Below are 21,903 nucleotides of genomic sequence, written 5' to 3'. Positions count from 1 at the left end.
GTCAGTCCGATTTTCCTATTTGCATTTTCGCAAGCCGAGATAGTTCATGGACAGTTTCGTCATGTTGTGTTTCGCGGTGGTCAATTCCATTGCACTTCTCGCCCTGATCAGCTTGGGACTCGCGGTCATTTTCGGCATGATGCGCGTCATCAACTTTGCTCATGGCGAATTCATCATGCTCGGCGGATACGCCACCGTGATCGCCAATCATGCCGGCGTCAATCTTTGGCTCTCCATGTTGGTTGTCGCCCCGATGGTCGTCGCTCTGATCGGTGCAGTAGCGGAGCGACTGATCGTTCGCCGGCTGTACGGTCATCTGGTCACGACGATGTTGGCAACCTGGGGTCTTAGCCTGTTTTTGATCGGTGCGGTGACCGCCATCTTCGGCAACACGACGATGGGCGTGAGCGCACCGCTGGGCAATATTCCGATTGGCGCCTACTCCATCGGTGCTTACCAACTGCTCCTGATTGGAATCACCGCGCTGCTGGTCGTGGGTTCTCTACTTGCTTTGCACTGGACGAAATACGGACTGATCGCGCGGGCCGCGATGCAAAATTCCGAGATGTCAGCTACCCTCGGGATCAACTGTGATCGCGTGTATGCGGTCACTTTCATCGTCGGCGCAGCAATCAGTGGCTTGGCCGGAGCGCTGCTTGCGCCGATATCCGGTGTCCTTCCTCATATGGGGGCGGCCTATGTTGCCCGCGCCTTCGTCACGGTGATCAGCGGCGGTGGAGCCCTGATTGCGGGCCTTCTGTCGGCCGCAACGATACTCGGGCCGGTTGAGGCGATGCTTTCCTATTTCGCAACGCCGGTCGTCGGCCAGGCCTCGCTGCTGCTTTTGGCCGTGATCATCCTGCGCCTCTTTCCAACTGGCGTCTCCAGCTTGTGGACCGGAGGTCGATAGCGTCATGAAGCGCAAAGTCAAACATGCCTTTTTCCCAGTCGCCCTTGTGCTCCTCGCGGTTCTCGGGCCATTCATTCTGGAGCCATTCGATCTGGTCAATCTATCGGCCTTTTCGGCAATGGCGATCGCGGCACTCGGTCTTGCCTTCGTCTGGGGAACACTCGGGATCCTGAACCTCGGGCATTCCGTGTTTTTCGGTCTCGGCGCCTATGCCTATGCAATCGCGGTCTTTAATCTCGGCGACAGCACACTTGCCGCGTTGATTGGGATCGCACTGCCGGTCGCATTTTCGCTTGTCCTCGGCTATTTCCTGTTCTTCAGCCGCCTAGGCGACGTCTATCTCGGCGTTATCACGCTGTGCGTGACGCTGATCTTCTATTCCTTCATGACGTCAACCGCCGATCCCTCGTTTCACATCGGTCCGGTGCCGCTTGGCGGCTTCAATGGGATCACGGCAGTCCCGTCACTTAATATGCCAGGCGACCCGCAGGCATTTCTGTCCACGGAAGCGACTTTCTCGATCTGCCTGCTGGCACTGGCCGGAGCTTACATTCTGCTCTCGTTCCTGCGCTCGAGCGATGCCGGTCGGATCATGACGGCGATCCGCGAAAGCGAGTTGCGGAGCGAGCTTCTTGGCTATGACATCCGCTTCTACAAGCTCGTCGGCTTTGCGGTAAGTGCTGCCATTGGCGGGCTTGGCGGGGCACTTTACACGGCGGTGATGGGCTACGTCAGTCCGAACGTCTTTGATCTTCCGCAAGCCTCGCAGTTCGTTCTGTGGGTGATCGCCGGCGGACTCGGGGCCTTTGTCGGACCCGTGGTGGCAAGCTTCGGCTTTCAGCTCCTGAGCAGCCAGCTCGGCGCAAACCAGGTTTTCAACACGGAGCTCATTTTCGGCGCGACGATCATCCTGTTCGTCATGCTCGCGCCGCAAGGCCTGCAGCCGATGCTTCTTGGCTTATCGAGCCTGAAGTTCCCGAACCGTTTCGGCATCTTGCGACGGAAGGAGGAATCGGCATGAGCGAGACCCCCATTCTTGCGACGCGCGGTCTCGTTAAGCGGTTCGGAGGTCTCGCCGCAGTTGATGGTGTCGACCTCGTCATTACCGCCGGCGAAATCCGCTGCCTCATAGGCCCGAACGGCGCCGGCAAGAGCACGCTCTTCAAATGCCTCACACATCAACACCAGCCGACCAGCGGCCAGGTTCTGTTCGAGGGCCGGGATCTGCATGGGCTGGCCACCCATCGCATTGCTCGGCTTGGGATCGCCATTAAGAACCAGATTCCCAGCATCTACGCCAATCTTGACGTGCGCGAGAATATCCGCCTAGCCGGCTTGCGGAGGGGACTGGCAAAGCGCCAGCTGGACAGGGTCGTCGAGCTGACTCTGGACGAGATCGGCTTCAACGAAAGTCTGGCCAGCCAGCCGGCAGCGACCCTCTCGCACGCGCATCGACAATGGTGCGAGCTCGGCATGCTGCTCGCGAGCAGCCCGCGCATTGCCCTACTTGACGAGCCCACCGCCGGCATGACGCGCGAGGAGATGTTGAAGACCGTTGATATCATCAAACTTCTCAACGCAAGCGCTACCGTGATCGTCGTCGAGCACGATTTGGAGTTCATCGCCCGCCTTGCGCAACGAGTTACTGTCCTACACAGGGGAAAGGTGCTGGTTGAGGACACCATGGACAAGATCGAGGCAAACGAGATTGTTCGCGACATTTATCTTGGCCGCAAGAAGGAGGCCACTCATGCTGAAAGGTGAACGGTTGATCTCGGGCTACGGCAAGACGCAGGTACTGCGCAGCCTAAGCTTCGATCTCGGCGCTCATGAGATCTTGGGGATCATCGGCATCAACGGTATGGGCAAGACCACCTTGCTCAAGACTGTCATGGGACTGTTGCCGGTGGAAGGTGGCCGGATCGTGCTGGACGGTGATGCCATCGAAGCTCTGCCTGCCTATCGACGCAGTCGTCTCGGCTTCGGCTACGCGCCGCAAGGCGGAGCGGGTTTTCCGGGCCTCACCGTAAAGGAGAACTTGTTGCTTGCGGGCATGATGCCCGGATCCGCCAACGCAAAGCCGATTGCCGAGATATTGTGTCTCTTTCCGAGACTCGAAAAGCTTCTTGCGCGCCCCAGCGGGGCGTTGAGTGGAGGCGAGCGGCAGTTGCTGGCCCTGGCGCGCGCCATGGTTCGCTCTCCACGACTTCTTCTGCTTGATGAATTGACAGAGGGAGTTCAGCCTTCGGTGACCGACGAAATCGCCGAATTGCTGTTGTCGATTCAGCGGTCGGAAAAGACGGCCATGATCATTGCCGATCAGGATCTGAGCTTCTTGGCCTCGCTGGTCGGCCGAGCGCTGGTCGTCCAGAAGGGACAGATCGTGGCAGAGCGGAATCCAACTGATCTCCTCGCCGATAGTGTTTTCGAGACGGACTGAGGTCATGCCGGCGCGGGCCCGCGGCCGACGATGCTGGAGGTCGCCAGCATCCCGGATATCAGCAAGACAGTCTCGATCCGTCCCGAAATCGTGATCATCCCGTTCAGACCAGTGCTCACCGTTCAACTTGCGGAGCAACTATGGCCACAAGAACCCTCTCAGTCCAACCAACCGTCCACCTCGGCGTTCTGATGCACGCACCAAACTCGGCGCGTACTGCGAGGTCGGTGCGCACGAGCTTGCGAGAAGTGGCGATGGGCGATTATTCCTACGTCGAAAACGATTCCCAGATCACCTACACTACGATAGGAAAGTTCTGCTCGATGGCGGCAATGACGCGCATCAACCCCGGCTACCATCCGATGCACCGCGCGAGTCAGTCGCATTTCATCCATCGGGCGAGCGCCTATTTTCCCGGCGAGAGTGACGAGGCAGAATTCTTCGATTGGCGGAGGCAGCATCAGGTCCACATCGGCCACGATGTCTGGATAGGTCACGGCGCAATCGTACTTCCCGGCCGCAACGTCGGCACTGGTGCTGTGGTTGCGGGCGGTGCAATCGTTACCAAGGACGTGCCGGCCTACACGATCGTCGCTGGTAATCCGGCCCGCCCCGTCAGGCGGCGGTTCTCGGACGACATCGCCGGGAGGCTCGCCAGGCTGGCCTGGTGGGACTGGGATCATGAAGCCCTGCAGGCGACGCTGCCAGATTTCCGCAAGTTGACGATTGACGAGTTTCTAAGCAAATACGAAGGGGGCGATTTTGCCAGGTTGAACTCTTCGCGTTGATCGCTTCGAGGGCTGTGGTTTCTGATTGTCAGAGGCTCGGCTGGTCCCCTTTTGCCGCTGCGCAATTGCTTACCCGCTTAGCTCCGATTGCGTCAGCAACGTTTGGAAAGTTTGCGCCCCCTCTTGGCAAGAGCAATGAGAACGCTTCTCCAGCCGCTTATTCCGGAAGCCAAGCGCTGCCATTTTGGAAGCTATCACAAATGTGGGGCTTACAGGCCGACGCACAAAGCAGACCTCGAGCTCGTTCAAGAATCGTCGATCACGCTCAATGGTCTCGTGCGGAGGTTCGCCCTTGAGCCGTGCCTTATCGAGGGTTCAGCGACGTCACGAAAGAAATGCTAGGATCATGAAGAAAGAGGTTGACGTGTCACCCGTTGCACGAACTGAGTTTGCGCACACTGAGGTTCAAGCGATCAAAGAAGCTGAACCCGAGAAAAGCTTTCGATTCTACGACAATCGGCAAAAGTACCTGATGTTTGTCAACACGTGCAGCGAGAAGCGCGTTGTATCAGAACGAATAGCGCTCGAACTCGATCAGATTCATCCACGTCCGCCTGCTGTGCGGGTCTTTGATGCGGGCGTTGGTGACGGGACGGTGCTGGCCCGCGTGCTGCGTTCAATGCATCAACGCTACGAGCATTTGCCATACTACGTCGTTGGGAAGGAGATCAGCCTTGAAGACATTCGCTTGACGCTCGAGAAGTTACCTGACCGGTTTCACGAGCACCCGGCTATGGTCGTCGTCCTGACCAACCTTTACTATCACGAAGCCCCATATCTTTCGCCAAGCTCGGCTTCATCGACATCCAGGCTCGTCTGGCATGAAGTCGCCCTGACCGGACGGACTGCGGCCGAGTACGAGCGCCAGATCAATGATCTGGAGCCGTTTCTAGCTCAACATTGGAAGGCCAGTGTAAGCAAGAAATCCGGCAATCCGGTCTATGAGCGCCCGGTCGTTCTGGTGCTATATCTGCAGAGCTGCCGGTTCCTGTTGGACCAGGTCATCCCCAAGCAAAGCGCGATCGTGGCGGACTACGATCTTGTCATCGCCTCTCAGCCCTATCGGGCACGTGCGTCGGCGGAGTTCAAGGCAAAGAAGGTCGTTGCGCCACTAGCGCTCGCACTTGCTCCGGGAGGTCGATTGGTCGGCATTCATTCGTGCGGCAATGATCCAGGCCTGGAAATCATTCAGAGCGTGTGGCCAGGGGAACAGCCCTTCGCAAACGATCGACGAGATATCTTGCGCGAAACGAAGGTCGCGATGGGGCATGAGGCACGCCAGTACAACTTCAATGCGCTGACCGATAAGCAGTCTAGATTCAAGTACGTGATGTATACGTTGCCCAACGAAATTGACGCGGACGCCACGTCCATCGGGACGTCAACAATGTTCGCGGCCTGGAATAACGCCAGCTACGTGGCACAGATTGAGGACGATCGACTGGCCCGGGCAATGACGGACGATCGGTACTTGGCATGCACCAAGGAGATCTTGCGCAAGCATAATGGACTCTGGTTCTGGGACGAGTCCTACGTCATCTCTCGAAACCACCAACCATTAAAATAGTTCAGTCCCCCGCTGAGGCGCGGGACCTTTCCGCTCGCTTCCAACCTTAAAAGACCCGGCTGGTGACGTCGAGCCTCTGGCCGAAGATTGCCGTGCGCTCGCGTTACAGCCGAAAAGGACAAGTTCATGACCGAGTCAAGGGCCCAAGCTTGCCACGAGGGGGACGCTTGCCAGCAATTGCTCGGTCAGTACTCCATCGAAATCACACCGGGCGATGCTCGCGCTGTTGAGATAGCGAGGCGAGTCCTTTCGCCCGGGACAGAGATATACCTTGCGAATATATCAGGAGAGCCGCAAGAGACGTTGGTTGCAAGAGCGCTAGAGCTCAGGGCATCGGGCTTCGTTCCGGTACCTCACGTGGTTGCACGTAGATACGAAAGCCATGATCAGCTCGAGACGACGCTGGTTCGACTGCAGGAGGCCGGCGTCGATCGAGCATTGTTGCTGGCGGGCGACGTTGCGCGCGTCGTCGGACCGTTTCCCTCCAGTCGAGCGGCGCTTGAGACGGGCCTATTCGCTCGCTATGGGTTTGAACGTATTGGCTTCGCCACCTATCCGCAGCCCCATCCGCACATCCCGACCGATGTGCTAGATGGCGAACTCGATCAAAAGGTTTCGTTGACCGCTCGGCAAGGGATGACGCCGTGGGTGGTGAGCCAGTTTTGTTTCGAGCCAGACGACATAACAGCCCATATCAGTCGTTTGCAGATGCGAGGAATAATAGATGACGTTCGCGTCGGCTTGGCTGGCCCTACCACGCTAAAGAGCGTCATGCGTTTGGCGCTCTTATGTGGCGTATCAAACTCTGCTCAAGCATTGCGCGCTCAAGGTCATAGATTAAGCCGTCTTGCCGTCGGTTATGAGCCGCGGGAGCTAATTGATCGACTCTTGCATCAAATGGAAAGCACGGTTGAATTGCGATCCTTGCGAGCGCACTTCTTCGGGTTCGGCGGACTTCAGCAGACAGCTACGTGGATCCGACAATATAAACGTAAAGAGGCGACGCCCTAGATGCGCCGCAACGTCCTCATAGTTCTAATTCGGCACACGCATGTTTCCGGGAAGCGAGATAACCGTCACAAGACTGCAACTTGGTGCGGTGTTTATCTGTTTTGTCTCCTGCCCGGACCGGCTCATTGCGTCCTCTGACAAAGCGACAGGACACATCTTCGGCGGTTAACGAGGATGTTAGCACCAGTCTACGTGGCTTCGATCCCAGCGTTCAAGGCTACATGTTTTTCTGCCTCAGCATATCAGCGGGCGAGGATTTCAGGCGCCGCCGCGCCGGCTTTGCGTCTCTATGGGCGTTGCATCGGTCACCAGCGACCATACGCGACCGGCGGTTCGGGCAGGCGCCTGTGCCGACCCTTAGCCCTCATCGTCTACCCAACAATCACTGCTCGTGGTCTGAAACAGGATCCTGCCGGACGAGAGGGTTCATATGTTGCTCTCTGTCAACTCTTTACGCGGATGGTCACGCGAGGATTGCCTCCGTCATCCGTGTAGTCCTCCACAATCACTTCGACTTCGTTGGACCAAAACCAAAACTGGCGCAGATGCTCTGCTCTGCGCTGAGCAACAATTTGAGCCTTCTCAAATTCAGTCAACTTTCTTCGAATCATTGGACTCTTCAAGCATCCGCGGTCGCTAGTGGTCCCCAGCAGCACACAAAGAAAATACGACGCCCCGGCACCAAGCCCTGCAGCGCTACTCGTCCCGTCGGTTGGACGGCCTCACGCCAACGACAACTTCGTGAATGGGCCTGCGGAGGCGCCACACCCAGCGCCGCGGCCGCAATCCGTTCGGCGGCTCCGAAATTCTTGGCATGACGCCCCCTCCAAAAAGCCCCGGCCACCTTTCGGCAGCCGGGCCAGTCTCTGGGAGGAACGGGCCTGAAAAATCATCCCGAGCCACCGCCCCGTCAGGAGCAATAAGGCGGCTCTCTCATGCTACTCGGGCCAGCTGTCGAGAAGCTGACGAGCCCCCGTCTGGAAAACGCAAAGGACTTCCTTTGCTGCGAGTGCTAGCGCAGCCGAAATAGGTCGGGATTTTTCGCGAACAAGGATTTGTGGCAAGAAAATTGGCGTTCACCTGATCCGACATTCCGTCGGCAATCCTCCGTACGTAGCGAGCACCGCAGTCGATGAATTGACAACACGCATTCGGCGATTCATCAGTGACCGAAGGCTAGATGGGGGTCCAGTACTTGCGCGATCTTCGGCGATAATCCGCTTCAGCTTTCTGTTCTCTTGCTCGCGCTGACGCAGCCGCTTCATCTCATGCTGACAAATGGCCGAGCTGCCAAAACCTCAGCCTCAGGGCATGCCGTCCGCTCGAAGATCCATGCTGGAACCTCCAGCAATCGATCTGTTGCGATCCATGCAGAGAGCAGCGGAAACCGACATCATCAGCCTTCTCGACCTTTCCCTGAACGCGAACTCGGCGATCAAACCAGGGACGAAATCGACAAAGAACAATGGTCGGCGCCGACGTCGGAGCCTGCAAACAAGGCGTTTCTAGATGCGACCTGAATTCGATTGTGCGACGTTGAGTCAGACCTCTCGGTACCAATCGTGTAAATTGTCAATGTCAGTCGTCCAGCTACTGATGACCGGGCGCAACGTGTTCGAGCACGCGGCGACCCTCATACGGTGAATCACGGGGATGAGAACAGTGTCCTGCCAGAGGATATCATTGGCCTTGACGAAGAGGGCTGCGCGCTTAACCGGATCGATTTCAACCTCGGCATCATCGATCACCGCATCATAATCGCGGCTCGCGTAGCGCGGAATATTGAATCCCTGCCACTTGCTCGCCTTGCTGGGAATGTAGCGCGAATGAAAGGCACGCATACGCCTCTCCGGGTCGGGCTGGGTGCTTAGGGACGCTAACAATTCGATATCTGCATTAAACTTTGTGTAAGTGTCCGGATTTGCAACATCGGACGAAAAGAACACGGATGCGACGACCGATTTGAGCTCCACGTCGATGGCTGCCTTCTGACAGGCATGCTTGATGATGGCCTGAGTCTTCTGGCGCGGTCCGTTGGTCGAGGTCTGGAAAAGCAGTTTGAGCTTCCTTCCGTCCTTCTCGCGAACGCCGTCCGGGCCGGGTTTCCACCCGGCATCGTCAAGCAGCTTGGCAGCCTTTTCGATACCGAACTCCCACGAGGTATTCTTAGAAACGAACTGCTCGGGGCCATTAAGAAAATTAGCGGTGGTGCGGCCGGCGCGGCCGTAAATGGCCTTCTTGATCGTCTCCCGATCAACGAGCAGCGCAAGCGCCTTGCGGACCGCGGGATCCGACAACAGCGGGTGTTTGGTCTTTAATGAGGAGCGTTCTTGGTCGGCCTCGGTCTTAGGGTCGGTGAAGTTCAACGCGATGAACTCAACATCCGCGCCGACCGCATGGATGCTCCTGCCCTTGCCACCTTTTTCAATATGCAACAGAACGTCGTCTTCGACTTGAATATTCCAACCGAAGTCATATTCGCCGGTCTGGATCACCGCGCGTGCCGCCGAAACGGCATCGCCTCCGCCCTTCATCTCGATTGTGTCGAAATGGGGTCGGCCAGTCATGTGGTATTCGGGATTGATCTCGCCGCGGACGAGGTCGCCGGGCTTGAACTCGATGAATTTGTAAGGGCCCGTGCCCACCGGCGACAAATTGTTCGGCGCATTGCGGGATTTGTTGCCCCGATAATCGGCGAACAAGTGTTTTGGAATGATGGCGCCGGGAGTTCCGACAAATGCGTCGGCCCAGAAGGGAGTCGGCTTACTGAAGAGGATACGGACGGTGAGATCATCAATCCGTTCAACCGTTGTGTTGCGGTATGTTGCTATGGTTGCGGCTGCCGTGTCAGGATCTTTGGCGTACTCCCAGTTGAAAACTACATCGTCCGCGGTAAAGGGCTTGCCATCGTGCCATTTGACCGCGGGCTTAAGCTTCCATGTCGCTGACTTGCCGTCGGGCGCGAGCCCTCCGTTCTGGATCGAGGGTATCTCCGCGGCAAGAACGGGTTGGAGGTTGCCATCCGGATCCCAACAGGCGAGCGGTTCATAGAAGAGGCGCGAGCCATCCTGGTCCTTCATGCTCGTTCCAAGGTGGGGGTTGAGCAGGGTTGGTCCTTGCCACCACAACATCTTCAGCGGTCCACCACCGCCGCGTTTGGTTGGTTTGTAGGTTGATGGGGCCTCGGCTGTGGCTACGCCACCGATGGCGAGGATCTGCGTTGCCATCGGCGGGGTGATACCGAAGCATATCATGCGCTGGACGAAGGCTCGGCGATCCATAGATCCGCTCTTTACGTTATCGATCAAGCCACGTAGTGCTGCGTCAAACATCGACGGCCTCCGTGTTCAAGCTATGCTCCGTCCAATTGGTTCGAGGCTCGACATGCGGGGCGTCTTGCTCCTATTTTCGTTCATCAAACGCTAGTAGTCTGTTGACGCTGTCCAACGGGCGGAGCCGCCCAAAAACCGCCCTGCTTTTCGCAACTGACGAGATCCGTGCGGCGTGAGTCTAAGAGTTGAGACACTCGCAATCCTTGTTAGTCATTGGAGAGCTTTTGCGTGGTCAGGCCCCTCACCCAGTTGAGACTGTACAATTTAACGCTACGTGCGATTCAAGGGGTTGCTTCCCGCATTACCTCGCCAGAAATGTTCCTGAATAGCGCGTCCTTGCCTCGAATAATTTACTCCTCGTGCGAAACGGGCGGTCGGGGCGACGACGGGGCGATTGAGCAGGCGACGCGCAAGGAGCTAACGGCGACTGTCAGCGAGAGCTACAGATCGTCGAACCGTGCGCAGAAGCGCGGATTTTCGCTGAGCTCATCGTCATCACCGGATTTCATCGCAAGCACGCCACGCAACTGCTTCGCTGCACTGAGGTCGGTCGGGCGGCAGCCGATTAAACCGGTTATGCCCTGCAAGCGACGCCAGGCTGAGTTACCGGCCGCGCTCCGTTTCGTGCATTACGGGTTGAACAAGCGTTTGATCGCAAGTTTAAGAAGAAGGCGTAGTCGCGCCTCCAGTATCGGGCACGGAGAATGTTTGAATTGAAGAAGTTGCTTTTCGCGCTTGCGATTTCCGAACGTCGACTGCTGGCGCGAGTGGTTCAAGCCGGAATCGGGCAGTTCCGGCCGGAGGGCAAGCAGTGGAAGGGAAGCGACCTGAACGATGCGCACCTCGGCAGCTGGCCGCCTATGCCGACGTCACCAACGTCGATAAGCGAACCTATGAAGCGTTTCGAACCGTTAGAAGCAAGCTACCAATCCCGGTGCAGTTGGTCCGACGCGTCGAAAAAGCCGGCCGCTACTCAGATATCATCGGGCAACTCGGACCTTCAAATACCTCTGGCCCTGCCAATATTTGAGGCCTTGTCTCAAGACAAGAGGAGCTCATCGAGCGGAGCTTCGTGGCGCCCGCCTAATGAGACCTGCGATATTCGCGCTTCCAGCGTTTCCGATTGCTTAGCGAGGACGGGTGGTCGGCAGCTCTTCGGCGTCATCGGTTGCGATCGTCGGATCCTCCAAATCGTAACCGAACCCTTCGTAAGCGAACGCGCTGCGGATCAGTTCGCAATCCCGCTCGCTGACGCCAACTTGCCTGCAGATTCGATACCAGGCCTCCCCGATGGTCGCTTTCATGCCGTCAACAATTGCCGTAGCGTCTTCTCTTGACAAGAGAAAACGCTCGCACTGCGACAGCAAGTTGACCCGGTTGGCGTATCGTCCCCAGTTGCCGAACGCCATCGCCAAGTCCCGGCGCTCTAATGCAATCATCGGGTTCGGAGTGAGGTCGTATGCCGGTGACAGCGACCATGCCTGGTCCTTTGCCAAGATGGCATGGTTACGTGGATGATCGTCGGTGTTGGAGATAAGGGCGTTAAAGCACACCCGCCGAAACAACTCTGGCAGATCCTTCGACTGACTTCCGGATTCGGCTCGTCGTATTTCGTCCGCCAGCAGAAGATATGACCATTTCTGACGCTTATCGACAGTGTCGGGTGTGTCATCCGCATCGAGCAGCGTCAAGGCGCTCACCATCCTGCTGCGGAGGTAGCCTTTTTCGGCCCTATTCCGATCGAACCGTTTGATCAGGACAACATCCTTGTCGCCGATTGTGGTCATCTGGCTCTCCGCACACGAGATCCCGCACTCGCGAGCAAGGGTTAGCATGGCGTGTTCGACCCGCGGGTTATTCCAGCGATCATCGCGATGCGGGAATTTCGCGAGCCAAAGGGCATCCTCGTCCTCGACAGTAGCCTTAGGCCGCGCGCCGCCCATCGAGGTGCCCGCACGCATCAATGCCTCGGCCTGTTCAGCGTCAGCACCTGCTGGTGGTGGTGCTGGTGCTGACGGATCCTTTTCGGCGGCGACGGCGTCCTAAATGTTCGATCCCAGGTTTTGATGGGGCATCCTTGTCTACCGAATCATAGGATGCCTATGGACCAGGTTCTTCATGGGAGCGCCACGACGACAGAGGCGATCCGTCGAGCGATACAGCATAGTCAAGCGAAACTGAGGACACTGGCAAAGCGCTGCGGCATCAACCAGAAGTCGCCAAGTGGAATAAGCAGACCTCGGTCGCCGACCTCCCGACCGGCCCCAAGCACGCCAGATCAACGGTACTGTCAGTCGAAGAGGAGGCAGTCATCGTTGCCTTCCGGCGCTACACGCTATTGCCGCTTGATGACTGCCTTTATGCGCTGCAGCCGACCATCCCAGATCTGACGCGCTCATCACTGCACCGCTGTCTGCAGCGCCACGGTTTAGGCCGACTGCCGGACGTCGAAGGCGACAGACCGGCAAGGAAGAAGTTCAAGAGCAACCCGATCGGTTTCTTCCACATCGATATCGCCAAGTGCGGACCGAACAGGGTAGGCTCCACATGTTCGTGGCGATCGACCGAACCTCCAAGTTCGCTCACGTCGAACTGCACGAAACGGCTACCACAGCCGTATCAAGGGAGTCTTGCGGGAACAGGTGCGACCGTGCTTGAGCATGAAGGCGCTCACCTGTGCCGGTGGACCTCAGCGTCTCAACCGCTGCCGCTCGGGCACGCCGCGGCGAGACCGATGAGGAGCGCTGCGACCACTTGTCGATTCTTCTCTTTCCTGGATCAGCACCTCGAGGTTTCAACGCTCACCCTAGGATTCGCCTTAATATCCTGGCCTCGCGAAGCCATCAGGTGATCGCGATCTGCGGCGCTCGAAAGCGTAGACCGGATTAATACCGCAATAGGCGTCTGTGCCGGACGCGGTGGTCATGCACTGGCCATAGCTCGAGAACTGGCAATTACCTGGGTATCCCCAGATACGCCCTTGCAGGCAGTAAAGGTCTTGTTGAGCCGGGGGAATGTATCCCGAACGATCCTGCGGAGCGGCGATCGAACCTGCCTGAGCGAAAACCAAGGTGGGGACTGCGAGCGCAACAGCAAACAGGAGATGATGGCGCATGGGACCCTCGTCTGACTTGATTTCCTACAAGCTAATGGATCCGATTTGCGTTCTGTTGATCTTAGCAAGCTAGCGACCGTTTGCGGGGGCCCAAACGTGAAGCAGCAAGGCGCGAACGTTGATTTCAAATGAAGGCAAAGGCTAGCAGGCTCGAGCAGAGTAGCGCAAGGCCTGTCGCGGTTAGCGCCAGCAGGCTGCTGGAAACAAGGTCATGATTATTCATCATACAGCCCTCGATTGCACGGCAAGAGGGGAAAGTGACTGTCCTGGCTGGTCCGGTCGACCGCCTGATACATCAAATGATTATTCGAATTTGTCGCAATAATCCTGCTATTGCCGGGAAGAAGTGCAGTTTTCCGGCGCGATTTGCCGACGGTTTGCTGCCTTGCGGCGCGAATAACGAAACTCAAGTTTGAGAGCTTTGCGGGTAGCTGTCTAGCGAGACACCGGGTCTTTGCGCGTCAATACATTCAACGCAGGAGGTAATGAGCTTCTTCACAATTGCCATACAGCCTCTGGAATAACTTCTTCGATTGCGTACGCTCCTGCTTCTTACTGTGGCATTTGCAATCATATCGGCGACACGGGTCGCTACGAAGATACTTTCGTGCCGCGCGCGGCCGAGTCCAGGCCACGGACCAACCTTCCCTAGTCGATCCTGTGTGACAGCGACGTTCCGATCTTTGCAAGCTTGAGCCTCAGCAGATGCGTGGCAGTTGCTCGCCCGACAGCCAGTCAACGATGCAGCCGCCGCCAAAGCTGGTCGCCATCTGCACGAAATGATGGTCATCGGCGATTGCCTCGCCGATCTCGGCGGCATCGCAGCCGAGCGGATGCGCCCGCATGGCAGCGAGCACGGCATCGGCGACCTCGGGCGACACGATCGCAACCAGCTTACCTTCATTGGCGACATGGAGCGGATCGAGCCCCAAGAGCTCGCAGGCCGCCGCCACGTCCGGCTTCACTGGGATTGCCTCTTCCTGCAAGCGAAAGCCGAGGTCGGATTGCTGGGCGATCTCGTTCAGGGTCGCGGCAAGCCCGCCGCGCGTGGGGTCGCGCATTAGGCGGATGCCGTGGCCTCCCGCCTCAACCATCTTCACGACGAGGTCGTGCAGCGACGCCGAATCCGACATGACGTCGGTTTCAAAGGCGAGGTTCTGCCGCTTGGACATGATGGCAATGCCATGATCGCCGAGCGTGCCCGAGATCAGCACGCGGTCTCCGACGCGCGCGTTTTCCGCAGAGAGATCGAGCCCGTCAGGCACCACACCGACGCCAGCTGTCGAGATGAACAGGCCGTCTGCCTTGCCGCGCTCGACCACCTTGGTGTCGCCAGTGATGATGTGGACGCCGGCCGATCGCGCCGCTTCCCCCATGGACTCGGCGATCATCTTGAGGTGGGAGAAACGAAACCCCTCCTCGATAATGAAGCTCGCGGACAGGTAAAGCGGCCGCGCCCCTGCCATTGCGATGTCGTTGACCGTGCCGTGCACGGCCAGCGAACCGATATTTCCGCCCGGAAAGAACAGCGGCGAGACGACGTAGCCATCGGTCGTCATCACCATGCGCCCGCCGCCGACGTCGAAGGCCGACTGATCATTGCCGCGCGCCAGCCATTCATTGCCGAAGGCCTCGTGGAACAGTCCCGAAATTAGCTGCGCCATCGCGCGGCCGCCGGAGCCATGAGAGAGGTCGATGCAGCCGTTCTTGATGTCGAGCTTGCACTGATGACCCCTCATGACACCGGCCTCTGCTGATGATCGCGGAAACGGCCATAGGTCCAATGAGCGGCGCAGGCGCCTTCCGAGGAGACCATGCAGGATCCCATGGGCGTTACGGGCGTGCAGACCGTCCCGAACAGCTTGCAATCCACAGGTTTCTTTATCCCGCGCAGGATGGCGCCGCATTCACAGGCCGGATCGTCGGCAACGCACAGCTCGCGCATGCCGAAGCGCAGCTCCGCGTCGTATTTGGTGTAAGCGGGCTTCAGCCTCAGCCCGCCGTAGGGCACTCGACCGAGTCCGCGCCATTCGAACCGGTCTCGCAGCTCGAAAACGGTGGAGACCTCCTCCTTAGCGCGCAGATTGCCGTCGCGGATCACCGCGCGGCGATACTGATTCTCTACTTCGTGGCGGTGCTCGTTGACTTGCCGGACAAGCATTAGGATCGCCTGCATCATGTCGAGCGGCTCGAAACCGGTGATCACGATCGGCTTGCCAAACTCCTCCGCGATAAACTCGTAAGGCGTCGTGCCAATGATGACCGAGACGTGGGCTGGCCCGATAAAGCCGTCAATCTCGACGCCGCCGATATTGCGGATATCGGAGCTCTCCAGAATATTCTGCATCGCTGGCGGCGTCAGCACGTGGTTGCAAAACACGCTAAAGTTCGAGAGATGCTTCTTTTCGGCCAGACGTATCATGATAGCCGTCGGCGGCGTGGTGGTCTCAAAGCCAATGGCGAAGAACACGACCTCGCGCGCGGGGTTCTCCTCTGCGATCCGGATCGCATCGATGGTGGAATACACCATGCGGACATCCGCGCCGCGCGCCTTTGCCTTGAGCAGCGAGGCGCCCTGGGAACCCGGCACACGCATCAGGTCGCCATAGACGCACAGTATGACTTCGGGTCGCATCGCGAGATGGATCGCCATGTCAATACGCCCGGCCGGCAGCACGCAGACCGGGCAGCCGGGGCCGTGGATCATCCGCACGTTGTTCGGCAGCATGTCCTCGAGGCCATAGCGCGAGACCGTGTGTGTATGGCCGCCGCAAAATTCCATGAAGCGATAGGGTCTTGCCAGATCGACCTCGGCGCGGATCGCTTTCGCCAGCCCCAGCGCGATCTCCTTGTCGCGAAACTCATCGACATATTTCATTGGACGGCTCCCTGTCACTCGGCGCTGAGCTCGCGCAACAAATCCAATGTGCGTCTGGCTTCCTCGGGGTCGATCTTGGTGAGCGCATAACCGACATGAATGATCACGTAGTCGCCGACGGCGAGATCCTCGATCAGGGCGATGGAAATTTCCTTGCTGACGCCATCGATGGAGACGACGGCCATCTCGTCAGGCAAGATTTTGGTTACCGCTGCAGGTATGGCAAGACACATCAGGCGGTTCCTTCCAGGCCTTGGGGTTCGATGAGTTGGAGCGCGGCAATCCAGGCCTGCCCCAGGCTCAGGCCGCCATCATTGGGCGGCACCTGGCGGGGCAGCAGCGGCGCGAGACCGGCTGCGAGGCAGCCCCGCTCGATCTGGGCACTCAGGATCGCATTGACAAAGCAGCCACCGCTCAAGACGACGGTCATGATGCCGGTCTCCCGCGCCATGCGAACGATCCAGTCAACACAGGCGGCGGAGAACGTGCCGTGGAACAGTGCGGCGCCGTCGGTCGGATCGAGAGCATCGCTCGCTAGCCGTTCGAGCAACGTGGACAGTGAGAGCACGCCGTTCTCGATCACCCAGCCATCCCAGGCAACGCGGGGCTGGCGAACACGCGCTTCCAGCTTCATCGCCGCCTCGCCCTCGTAGCTCTGCACCACGGAAAGCCGAAGCAGTCCTGCCGCCGCATCGAATAGCCGGCCGGCGCTCGTCGTCTTCGGCACGTCGCGCTGATCCAGCAAGGCGGACAGATGGGTCGCTTGCGGCTGCGCGGCAAAGCGGCGCGGAATCTCCTCGCCGCGCTGCAAGCCGTGTAGCACGCTCGCCGCCATCCGCCACGGCTCGCACGCGGCGCGGTCGCCGCCGGGCATCTTGAGTGGCGCGAGATGTCCGAGCCGGCGGAAGCGCGCGCGCTCGCACAGCAGAAACTCACCACCCCAATTGCCGGCGTCGCCGCCATAGCCGAACCCGTCGAGCACCAGAGCCAGCACAGGCCCTTCGACGCGATGTTCGGCCATCACGGACGCTGCATGGGCATGATGATGCTGAATCGCGAGCAACCTCCTCCCGCTCGCTTCGGCAAAACGGGTCGAAGCGATGTTTGGATGCTGGTCATGCGCGACGACGATCGGCTCGACATCGAGCGTTGAAAGCAGGTGATGCACCGCTTCTTCTAAGAAGCGGACCCCCTCCGCAGTATCGAGATCGCCGATGTGTTGGGAGACAAAGGCCTCGTCGCCGCGCGTCGCTGTTACGGTCGATTTCAGGGTACCGCCGACCGCAAGGATCGACGGCACGGATCGCACGAGGCGCACGGGCTCTGGAACATAACCGCGGGCGCGGCGAATGAACTGCGTGCGCCCCGCCACGACCGATACGACGGAATCGTCCGCACGAATGACAATGTCGCGGTCATGGGTGACGATGAGATCGGCGATGCCGGCGAGGCGCCGCGTCGCCTGGTCGTTGTCGGTCAGCAGCGGTTCGCCGCTGAGATTGGCGCTGGTTGTGACGATCGTCCAGCTATTGCCGTCCCGCGGATGGCCCGAATTCAGGGCATCGAAAATCAAATGGTGCAATGGCATAACCGACAGCATAACCCCGACCCGCGACAGCTCCGGCGCGATCGCAGGCGCGAGACGATGACGCGACGTCATCAGCACGATCGGCCGCTGTTGCGTCTGGAGCAACGCCAGCTCGGCAGCATCGGCAGAGGCGATCTCGGCAACCAAGTCTATTGAGCCGACCATGACGGCGAAGGGCTTTTGATCGCGCTGCTTGCGCTTCCGCAGGCGCTTTACGGTCTCGTCGTCGCGTGCATCACAGATCAGCTGATAGCCGCCCAGACCCTTGATCGCGACGATCTTGCCCACGGCAATTGCGGCCGCGATCTCCGCGACGGCGTGGCTAAGCCTCGGGCCGCATTGCGGGCAGGCAATCGCCTCGGCGTGGAAGCGGCGGCTGTTGGGATCGGCATAATCCGCGGCACAGGCTTCACACATGACAAAGCGCTTCATTGCGGTGGCCGCACGGTCATATGGCAGCTGCTCGGTGATGGTGTAGCGTGGACCGCAATGGGTGCAGTTGATGAAGGGATAGAGATGGAAGCGGCTGGCCGGATCAAACAGCTCGCCCAGGCACTCCGGGCAGGTTGCGGCGTCGGCGACGATCCGCGTCGACACCCTGCCCTGCTCGCTGGCGCGAATGCAGAACTCCTCGCTCGCCGCCGCGCTGATCGGCTGCACCGAAATCTCGTCGATCCGCGCCAGCGGCGGCTTTTCGAGCGGTAGCGCGGTCACGAAATCTGATGTGCGCGCGCCCTCGACCTCGATGACGACGCCATGCGGATCATTGGCTACGAAGCCGCCGAGGCGATAGCGCCTGGCCAGACCATAGACATAGGGACGAAAGCCGACGCCCTGCACGGCGCCGCGCACATGCAGGCGCAGCCGTTGTCCATCGCGCACTGTGGCTTCGCCGACCATCGTCATTCCGCCGCAGCCGCCGCGGTCGGCCCTACCTTGGCCGCCTGCCTGCGGATCCAAACATAAAAGGCCGGAAACCCTTCACCGGTGCGCGCCGACACTGTTAGCACCTCAATTCTTGGGTTGACACGCCGCGCATATTCGATGGTTCTGGGGAGATCGAAATCGAGCACCGGCGCGAGATCGATCTTATTGATCAGCATCAACGAAGAGGAGGCGAACATATCCGGGTATTTCAGCGGCTTGTCCTCGCCCTCCGTGGTCGAGAGCACCACGATCTTGCAGGCTTCACCGAGATCGAACGCCGCGGGACAAACAAGGTTGCCGACGTTCTCGATGAAGAGAATGCCGCCGTTAAGCGGGCGCAGCCGCTCATAGGCCTCACCGACCATGGCGGCATCGAGGTGACAGCCCTTTCCGGTGTTGACCTGGATGGCCGGCACGCCAGTGGCGCGAATGCGCTCTGCATCGTGGGAGGTCTGCTGATCACCTTCGATCACGCCGATTAGAAAGCTGTGCTTCAACTCGGACACGGCGCGGACCAGCAGCGAAGTCTTGCCGGCGCCGGGGCTCGAGACAAGGTTGAAAGCAAGTACGTCGTCGGCGCGGAAGCGGGCACGGTTTTCGGCGGCGAGGCGGTCGTTCTTGCCGAGAATGTCGCGCTCAACTTGGATGATACGGTCGCTGCTCATGCCCGCGATCTGCTGGCCCGCGGCCTTGGCGCTGCAATCGAGAAGCCCCGCATCGTCGTGCACATGATCGTGGAATCCGGCCTCGTGGTGATGGTGAGGATGATCATGCTGGTGTGCATGATGGTGATGACGGCTATCGTGGTCATGCTCGTGATGTTCATCACGAACGTACTCGATAGACGTCTTGGCGTCGTTGCAACCGCAGACCGTACACATCAGGCGACCTCCAGTTTATTCACGCGCATTTCCTCACCGCCGGTCACCTGCAATTGATGGCTGCCGCAGGATGGACACGGTTCGTAACGTTGCTTGATCTCGACGCTTTTCGAACAAGCCATGCACCATGCGATCCCCGGCGTCGCGATGATCTCGAGCCTTGCGCCCTGCGCGATGGTCCGCACAGCGACGGCCTCGAAGCAGAATTTGATTGCCTCCGGTGCGACGTGACTGAGCGCGCCGATCTCGAGGCACACGGCCTTCACCCGCGAGAACGAGCGATTTCGCGCCTCTTCCTCAACGATTCCAATGATGCCCTCGCACAGCGCCATCTCATGCACGGCCGACCTCGTGGAAGTTGAGGCTGAAGCCGACGCAAGGGTCAAACGACCCGACGAGGGTACGAACCGCGTCCTGTCCGCGCGGGCCGGCGCCGAGCAGCGAGCCCTTGAGGCTCTGGACCAGCGGCCCACGAGCGTGGAAATTCCATTCGGTCGGCGCCAGTAATTCAAAGCGTACGATCCGGTCCTCGTCGTCGAGCTCGATCGCATGGTAGAGTCGGCCGCGTGCACATTCGACCGCGGCCGCGCCCCTGCGGGTACCGAGGGAATAGCTGGCGATAACGCCGTCTTCGAGATCCCCCTCGGCGCCGTCAAGCCAGGCGAAGAGACGAGCCACTTCGGCGACGCGCGCCTTGAGGCGCTCGGCTGGACCAGAATCCAGCGGCACAATCTGCTCGCGTCCGGCCCTGCGGGCCCAGACACCTGTCTCCGGAATGCGACCGTGAAGTTCGGGCGCGCCGGAAAAGCTCGCGCCCTCGATGAGCAACCGCCCAACGACGTCCAGGTCATCAGCAGCAGACAGGAATGACTGCTCGATAGTCGGAAGCGACAGCGGCCCACCATCGAAGCTCGTAAGACGCGTCGCCGCCGGTGCACGGCCTGGTTCCGGTGACTGAATTTCGCGCAAGATCCCGAGCTCGGTCAGCGCGGACCTGATTTGCGACACCGCCTCGCGCATTGCTACCCCCCTATCGCCTTCGCTGGCGACGCCGCCAAGAACTGTGGCCGCTTGCATCACCGCGCGCACGGCCGCAGCGCTGGTGCCGTCAAGCGCAAGCCGCCCGACGAACAGGCCGCGCACCAATTCAGTCAATCGTTCTGCAACGATTGCGGTGACACGGCGTTGCACCGTCTTTACGGTGGCGCCTTCACCCCGCGCAGCTTCGGCGGCCGACAGATAGGCCACCTGCTGCGCGACCAGGCAAAGCGAGAACAGCCGAGGCAGCGCTGAGAGCACTGACGATGCCGGCCTGCCCGCAAACAGGCGCATGACGGGCGGCCGGCTGCGCGGCAGGATCGCAACGTCGGCGATCGAGCCCCCCGCGAGCCACACCGTGATGTCGATCTCGTTGCGGAGGGCCAGGCTCATCCGCGCTACTCCGTCAGTACACCGCGCAGGAAGTTACGGTCGTCGAACGCACTTGTCGCGGGCGCGCCGAGGGGGTCATAGACGGTCCAGCACATGCTGCATTCGAGCCGCGCGAGCTCAGTAACATCCTGCCGCACGCCGAAATTATCACTCCCGCTCAATTGAAATAGACCTCTATAATTTCCCTGAGCCGCTTAGCCGAATCCTCGAAATCCTCGTCGGCCGCGACCGCCACCGTCGGCACGCCGCCGACCTCGAGCGTATCGAGGATGATGGTGTCCATGGCGTTGAGGAACTGCACCGACCAGACATTGCGGATTCCGGTCGCGTGCACGCGGCAGGTACCATAGCCGCGCGAGACCAGCTGGATTGGTCCGTTCCTGATCGTCTCCTGCAGGAAGCTCATGTCGACCGGGCTCATCGGTAGCAGCGTGAAGTTGATGATCAGAGAGTGCATGCCGGGCCGCCAGGCAGGTGCCCGCTCCTGGATTTCGGCGAGCACCGGCAGCACGTTCATGGCGCCCTCCGGCGGCTGGCCGATCTCAAAATTCGCGGCTGTCAAATCCGCGGCCGCCCGTTTCACGATCTCCGGGATCGCTCCGACCTCGAGATACTCGTGGAGAGAGTCGGTCTCAATCCGCACGCGCCATAGGCCTGCAAGTACCGCTTCCTGGATCTGCACCAGCGATCCACCCGGCAGCGCGACGACGCCGGCCACCTCACCTTCACCGATCACGTCAGCGAGGAGCTCGCGTTCGAGATGATTGAGATCGTCAAGCCGGAACAGCTGCGTGGGCGCATCTGCCTTCTGGCTTGCGATGGCTTCAGCGATCTTCGACAAGAGCTCGACAACATTCGGGCAGCTCTTCGCGAGCCCGGCACCATCGAGCATGGCAAGCCCCACCAAGGAGTCCGCGGCGCTCCGGCTGCCCCCCGCCGCGTCCCGACTTTCCTCGGCGCGCATCGGCGGCTCCTTGTCTTCAGCCGCTGTCAAGAAATCCGCATTCATAGTCGGACACCGTGTGACCTATAGTA

Annotated in this window: 19 protein-coding genes and 1 pseudogene; 8 read left to right on the top strand and 12 right to left on the bottom strand. The window is 59.6% G+C overall.

Translation table 11 applies throughout. The features are described 5' to 3' along the window. Positions 1-46 precede the first annotated feature (46 nt). From KUF59_RS08470 to KUF59_RS08440, 7 genes are all read left to right on the top strand, one after another. The gene (locus KUF59_RS08470; protein WP_258769257.1) at positions 47-910 is read left to right on the top strand and encodes a branched-chain amino acid ABC transporter permease; all 864 of its coding nucleotides are present in this window, start codon (positions 47-49) and stop codon (positions 908-910) included. Positions 911-914: 4 nt separating this feature from the next. Next, the gene (locus KUF59_RS08465) at positions 915-1,931 is read left to right on the top strand and encodes a branched-chain amino acid ABC transporter permease (protein ID WP_258769256.1); all 1,017 of its coding nucleotides are present in this window, start codon (positions 915-917) and stop codon (positions 1,929-1,931) included. Beyond that, the gene (locus KUF59_RS08460) at positions 1,928-2,674 is read left to right on the top strand and encodes an ATP-binding cassette domain-containing protein (protein WP_258769255.1); all 747 of its coding nucleotides are present in this window, start codon (positions 1,928-1,930) and stop codon (positions 2,672-2,674) included. The genes KUF59_RS08465 and KUF59_RS08460 overlap by 4 nt, the downstream gene beginning before the upstream one ends. Next, complete coding sequence (locus tag KUF59_RS08455; protein WP_258769254.1) at positions 2,661-3,350, top strand: ABC transporter ATP-binding protein; 690 nt, start codon at positions 2,661-2,663, stop codon at positions 3,348-3,350. Before KUF59_RS08460 ends, KUF59_RS08455 begins: the two co-directional genes overlap by 14 nt. 140 nt (positions 3,351-3,490) lie before the next feature. After that, positions 3,491-4,138, top strand: coding sequence for an LbetaH domain-containing protein (locus KUF59_RS08450; protein ID WP_258769253.1), 648 nt, complete (start codon positions 3,491-3,493; stop codon positions 4,136-4,138). Positions 4,139-4,484: 346 nt separating this feature from the next. After that, positions 4,485-5,705 carry a hypothetical protein gene (locus KUF59_RS08445; RefSeq protein WP_258769252.1) on the top strand — a complete coding sequence of 407 codons (1,221 nt, stop codon included), beginning with the start codon at positions 4,485-4,487 and terminating at the stop codon, positions 5,703-5,705. Positions 5,706-6,062: 357 nt separating this feature from the next. Then, complete coding sequence (locus KUF59_RS08440) at positions 6,063-6,716, top strand: methylenetetrahydrofolate reductase (RefSeq protein WP_258769251.1); 654 nt, start codon at positions 6,063-6,065, stop codon at positions 6,714-6,716. Between the two features lie 443 nt (positions 6,717-7,159). Here the strand turns inward: KUF59_RS08440 and KUF59_RS08435 are convergent, their stop codons facing one another. The 3 genes from KUF59_RS08435 to KUF59_RS08425 form a co-directional block, all read right to left on the bottom strand. Then, positions 7,160-7,327, bottom strand: coding sequence for a hypothetical protein (locus KUF59_RS08435; protein ID WP_258769250.1), 168 nt, complete (start codon positions 7,325-7,327; stop codon positions 7,160-7,162). A 930-nt stretch (positions 7,328-8,257) separates the two neighbouring features. Further along, complete coding sequence (locus KUF59_RS08430; RefSeq protein WP_258769249.1) at positions 8,258-10,048, bottom strand: peptide ABC transporter substrate-binding protein; 1,791 nt, start codon at positions 10,046-10,048, stop codon at positions 8,258-8,260. 1,127 nt (positions 10,049-11,175) lie between these two features. After that, on the bottom strand, positions 11,176-12,009 hold the full coding sequence (locus KUF59_RS08425) for a type II toxin-antitoxin system HipA family toxin (protein WP_258769248.1): 834 nt from the start codon (positions 12,007-12,009) through the stop codon (positions 11,176-11,178). Between the two features lie 141 nt (positions 12,010-12,150). On the opposite strand from KUF59_RS08425, the pseudogene KUF59_RS08420 reads away from it, so the two are divergent. Then, a pseudogene (locus KUF59_RS08420) lies at positions 12,151-12,670 on the top strand (transposase family protein); the annotation flags it as partial. Between the two features lie 196 nt (positions 12,671-12,866). On the opposite strand, the gene KUF59_RS08415 reads toward KUF59_RS08420, so the two are convergent. The 9 genes from KUF59_RS08415 to KUF59_RS08375 all read right to left on the bottom strand — a co-directional run bounded on the left by KUF59_RS08415 (position 12,867) and on the right by KUF59_RS08375 (position 21,877). Continuing rightward, positions 12,867-13,163, bottom strand: a complete 297-nt coding sequence (locus KUF59_RS08415; RefSeq protein ID WP_258769247.1) for a DUF3551 domain-containing protein — start codon at positions 13,161-13,163, stop codon at positions 12,867-12,869. 698 nt (positions 13,164-13,861) lie between these two features. Next, positions 13,862-14,902, bottom strand: coding sequence for a hydrogenase expression/formation protein HypE (gene hypE / locus KUF59_RS08410; protein ID WP_258769246.1), 1,041 nt, complete (start codon positions 14,900-14,902; stop codon positions 13,862-13,864). Next, positions 14,899-16,041 carry a hydrogenase formation protein HypD gene (gene hypD, locus KUF59_RS08405; protein ID WP_258769245.1) on the bottom strand — a complete coding sequence of 381 codons (1,143 nt, stop codon included), beginning with the start codon at positions 16,039-16,041 and terminating at the stop codon, positions 14,899-14,901. The genes hypE and hypD overlap by 4 nt, the downstream gene beginning before the upstream one ends. Positions 16,042-16,055: 14 nt before the next feature. After that, positions 16,056-16,274: a HypC/HybG/HupF family hydrogenase formation chaperone gene (locus KUF59_RS08400; RefSeq protein ID WP_258769244.1), complete on the bottom strand. Its 219-nt coding sequence runs from the start codon at positions 16,272-16,274 to the stop codon at positions 16,056-16,058. Continuing rightward, positions 16,274-18,535 carry a carbamoyltransferase HypF gene (gene hypF / locus KUF59_RS08395; RefSeq protein ID WP_258769243.1) on the bottom strand — a complete coding sequence of 754 codons (2,262 nt, stop codon included), beginning with the start codon at positions 18,533-18,535 and terminating at the stop codon, positions 16,274-16,276. The genes KUF59_RS08400 and hypF overlap by 1 nt, the downstream gene beginning before the upstream one ends. Continuing rightward, positions 18,532-19,437: a hydrogenase nickel incorporation protein HypB gene (gene hypB, locus KUF59_RS08390; protein WP_258769242.1), complete on the bottom strand. Its 906-nt coding sequence runs from the start codon at positions 19,435-19,437 to the stop codon at positions 18,532-18,534. The genes hypF and hypB overlap by 4 nt, the downstream gene beginning before the upstream one ends. Next, a complete protein-coding gene (gene hypA, locus KUF59_RS08385; protein ID WP_258769241.1) occupies positions 19,437-19,778 on the bottom strand; it encodes a hydrogenase maturation nickel metallochaperone HypA in 342 nt (113 codons plus the stop codon). The genes hypB and hypA overlap by 1 nt, the downstream gene beginning before the upstream one ends. Next, the gene (locus KUF59_RS08380) at positions 19,771-20,868 is read right to left on the bottom strand and encodes a nickel-dependent hydrogenase large subunit (RefSeq protein WP_258769240.1); all 1,098 of its coding nucleotides are present in this window, start codon (positions 20,866-20,868) and stop codon (positions 19,771-19,773) included. Before KUF59_RS08380 ends, hypA begins: the two co-directional genes overlap by 8 nt. A 157-nt stretch (positions 20,869-21,025) precedes the next feature. Next, positions 21,026-21,877 (bottom strand): hydrogenase expression/formation protein, encoded by an 852-nt coding sequence (locus KUF59_RS08375; RefSeq protein WP_408918086.1) that lies wholly within the window; start codon positions 21,875-21,877, stop codon positions 21,026-21,028. Between the last annotated feature and the right edge of the window lie 26 nt (positions 21,878-21,903).

The sequence above is a fragment of the Bradyrhizobium arachidis genome, assembly GCF_024758505.1.
Lineage (GTDB): Bacteria > Pseudomonadota > Alphaproteobacteria > Rhizobiales > Xanthobacteraceae > Bradyrhizobium > Bradyrhizobium manausense_C.
Note: the sequence above shows the minus strand (reverse complement) of the source record. Positions and strands in the feature narration are given on the sequence as shown.

Coding starts and splice junctions, on each gene's coding strand:
- hypF (WP_258769243.1), bottom strand. CDS start 18,535: ATGACGATGGTCGGCGAAGCCACAGTGCGCGATGGACAACGGCTGCGC.
- hypE (WP_258769246.1), bottom strand. CDS start 14,902: ATGAGGGGTCATCAGTGCAAGCTCGACATCAAGAACGGCTGCATCGAC.
- KUF59_RS08380 (WP_258769240.1), bottom strand. CDS start 20,868: ATGAGCCTGGCCCTCCGCAACGAGATCGACATCACGGTGTGGCTCGCG.
- KUF59_RS08465 (WP_258769256.1), top strand. CDS start 915: ATGAAGCGCAAAGTCAAACATGCCTTTTTCCCAGTCGCCCTTGTGCTC.
- KUF59_RS08425 (WP_258769248.1), bottom strand. CDS start 12,009: ATGCGTGCGGGCACCTCGATGGGCGGCGCGCGGCCTAAGGCTACTGTC.
- hypB (WP_258769242.1), bottom strand. CDS start 19,437: ATGTGTACGGTCTGCGGTTGCAACGACGCCAAGACGTCTATCGAGTAC.
- KUF59_RS08430 (WP_258769249.1), bottom strand. CDS start 10,048: ATGTTTGACGCAGCACTACGTGGCTTGATCGATAACGTAAAGAGCGGA.
- hypD (WP_258769245.1), bottom strand. CDS start 16,041: ATGAAATATGTCGATGAGTTTCGCGACAAGGAGATCGCGCTGGGGCTG.
- KUF59_RS08400 (WP_258769244.1), bottom strand. CDS start 16,274: ATGTGTCTTGCCATACCTGCAGCGGTAACCAAAATCTTGCCTGACGAG.
- KUF59_RS08435 (WP_258769250.1), bottom strand. CDS start 7,327: ATGATTCGAAGAAAGTTGACTGAATTTGAGAAGGCTCAAATTGTTGCT.
- KUF59_RS08450 (WP_258769253.1), top strand. CDS start 3,491: ATGGCCACAAGAACCCTCTCAGTCCAACCAACCGTCCACCTCGGCGTT.
- KUF59_RS08460 (WP_258769255.1), top strand. CDS start 1,928: ATGAGCGAGACCCCCATTCTTGCGACGCGCGGTCTCGTTAAGCGGTTC.
- KUF59_RS08375 (WP_408918086.1), bottom strand. CDS start 21,877: ATGAATGCGGATTTCTTGACAGCGGCTGAAGACAAGGAGCCGCCGATG.
- KUF59_RS08455 (WP_258769254.1), top strand. CDS start 2,661: ATGCTGAAAGGTGAACGGTTGATCTCGGGCTACGGCAAGACGCAGGTA.
- KUF59_RS08445 (WP_258769252.1), top strand. CDS start 4,485: ATGAAGAAAGAGGTTGACGTGTCACCCGTTGCACGAACTGAGTTTGCG.
- KUF59_RS08415 (WP_258769247.1), bottom strand. CDS start 13,163: ATGCGCCATCATCTCCTGTTTGCTGTTGCGCTCGCAGTCCCCACCTTG.
- KUF59_RS08470 (WP_258769257.1), top strand. CDS start 47: ATGGACAGTTTCGTCATGTTGTGTTTCGCGGTGGTCAATTCCATTGCA.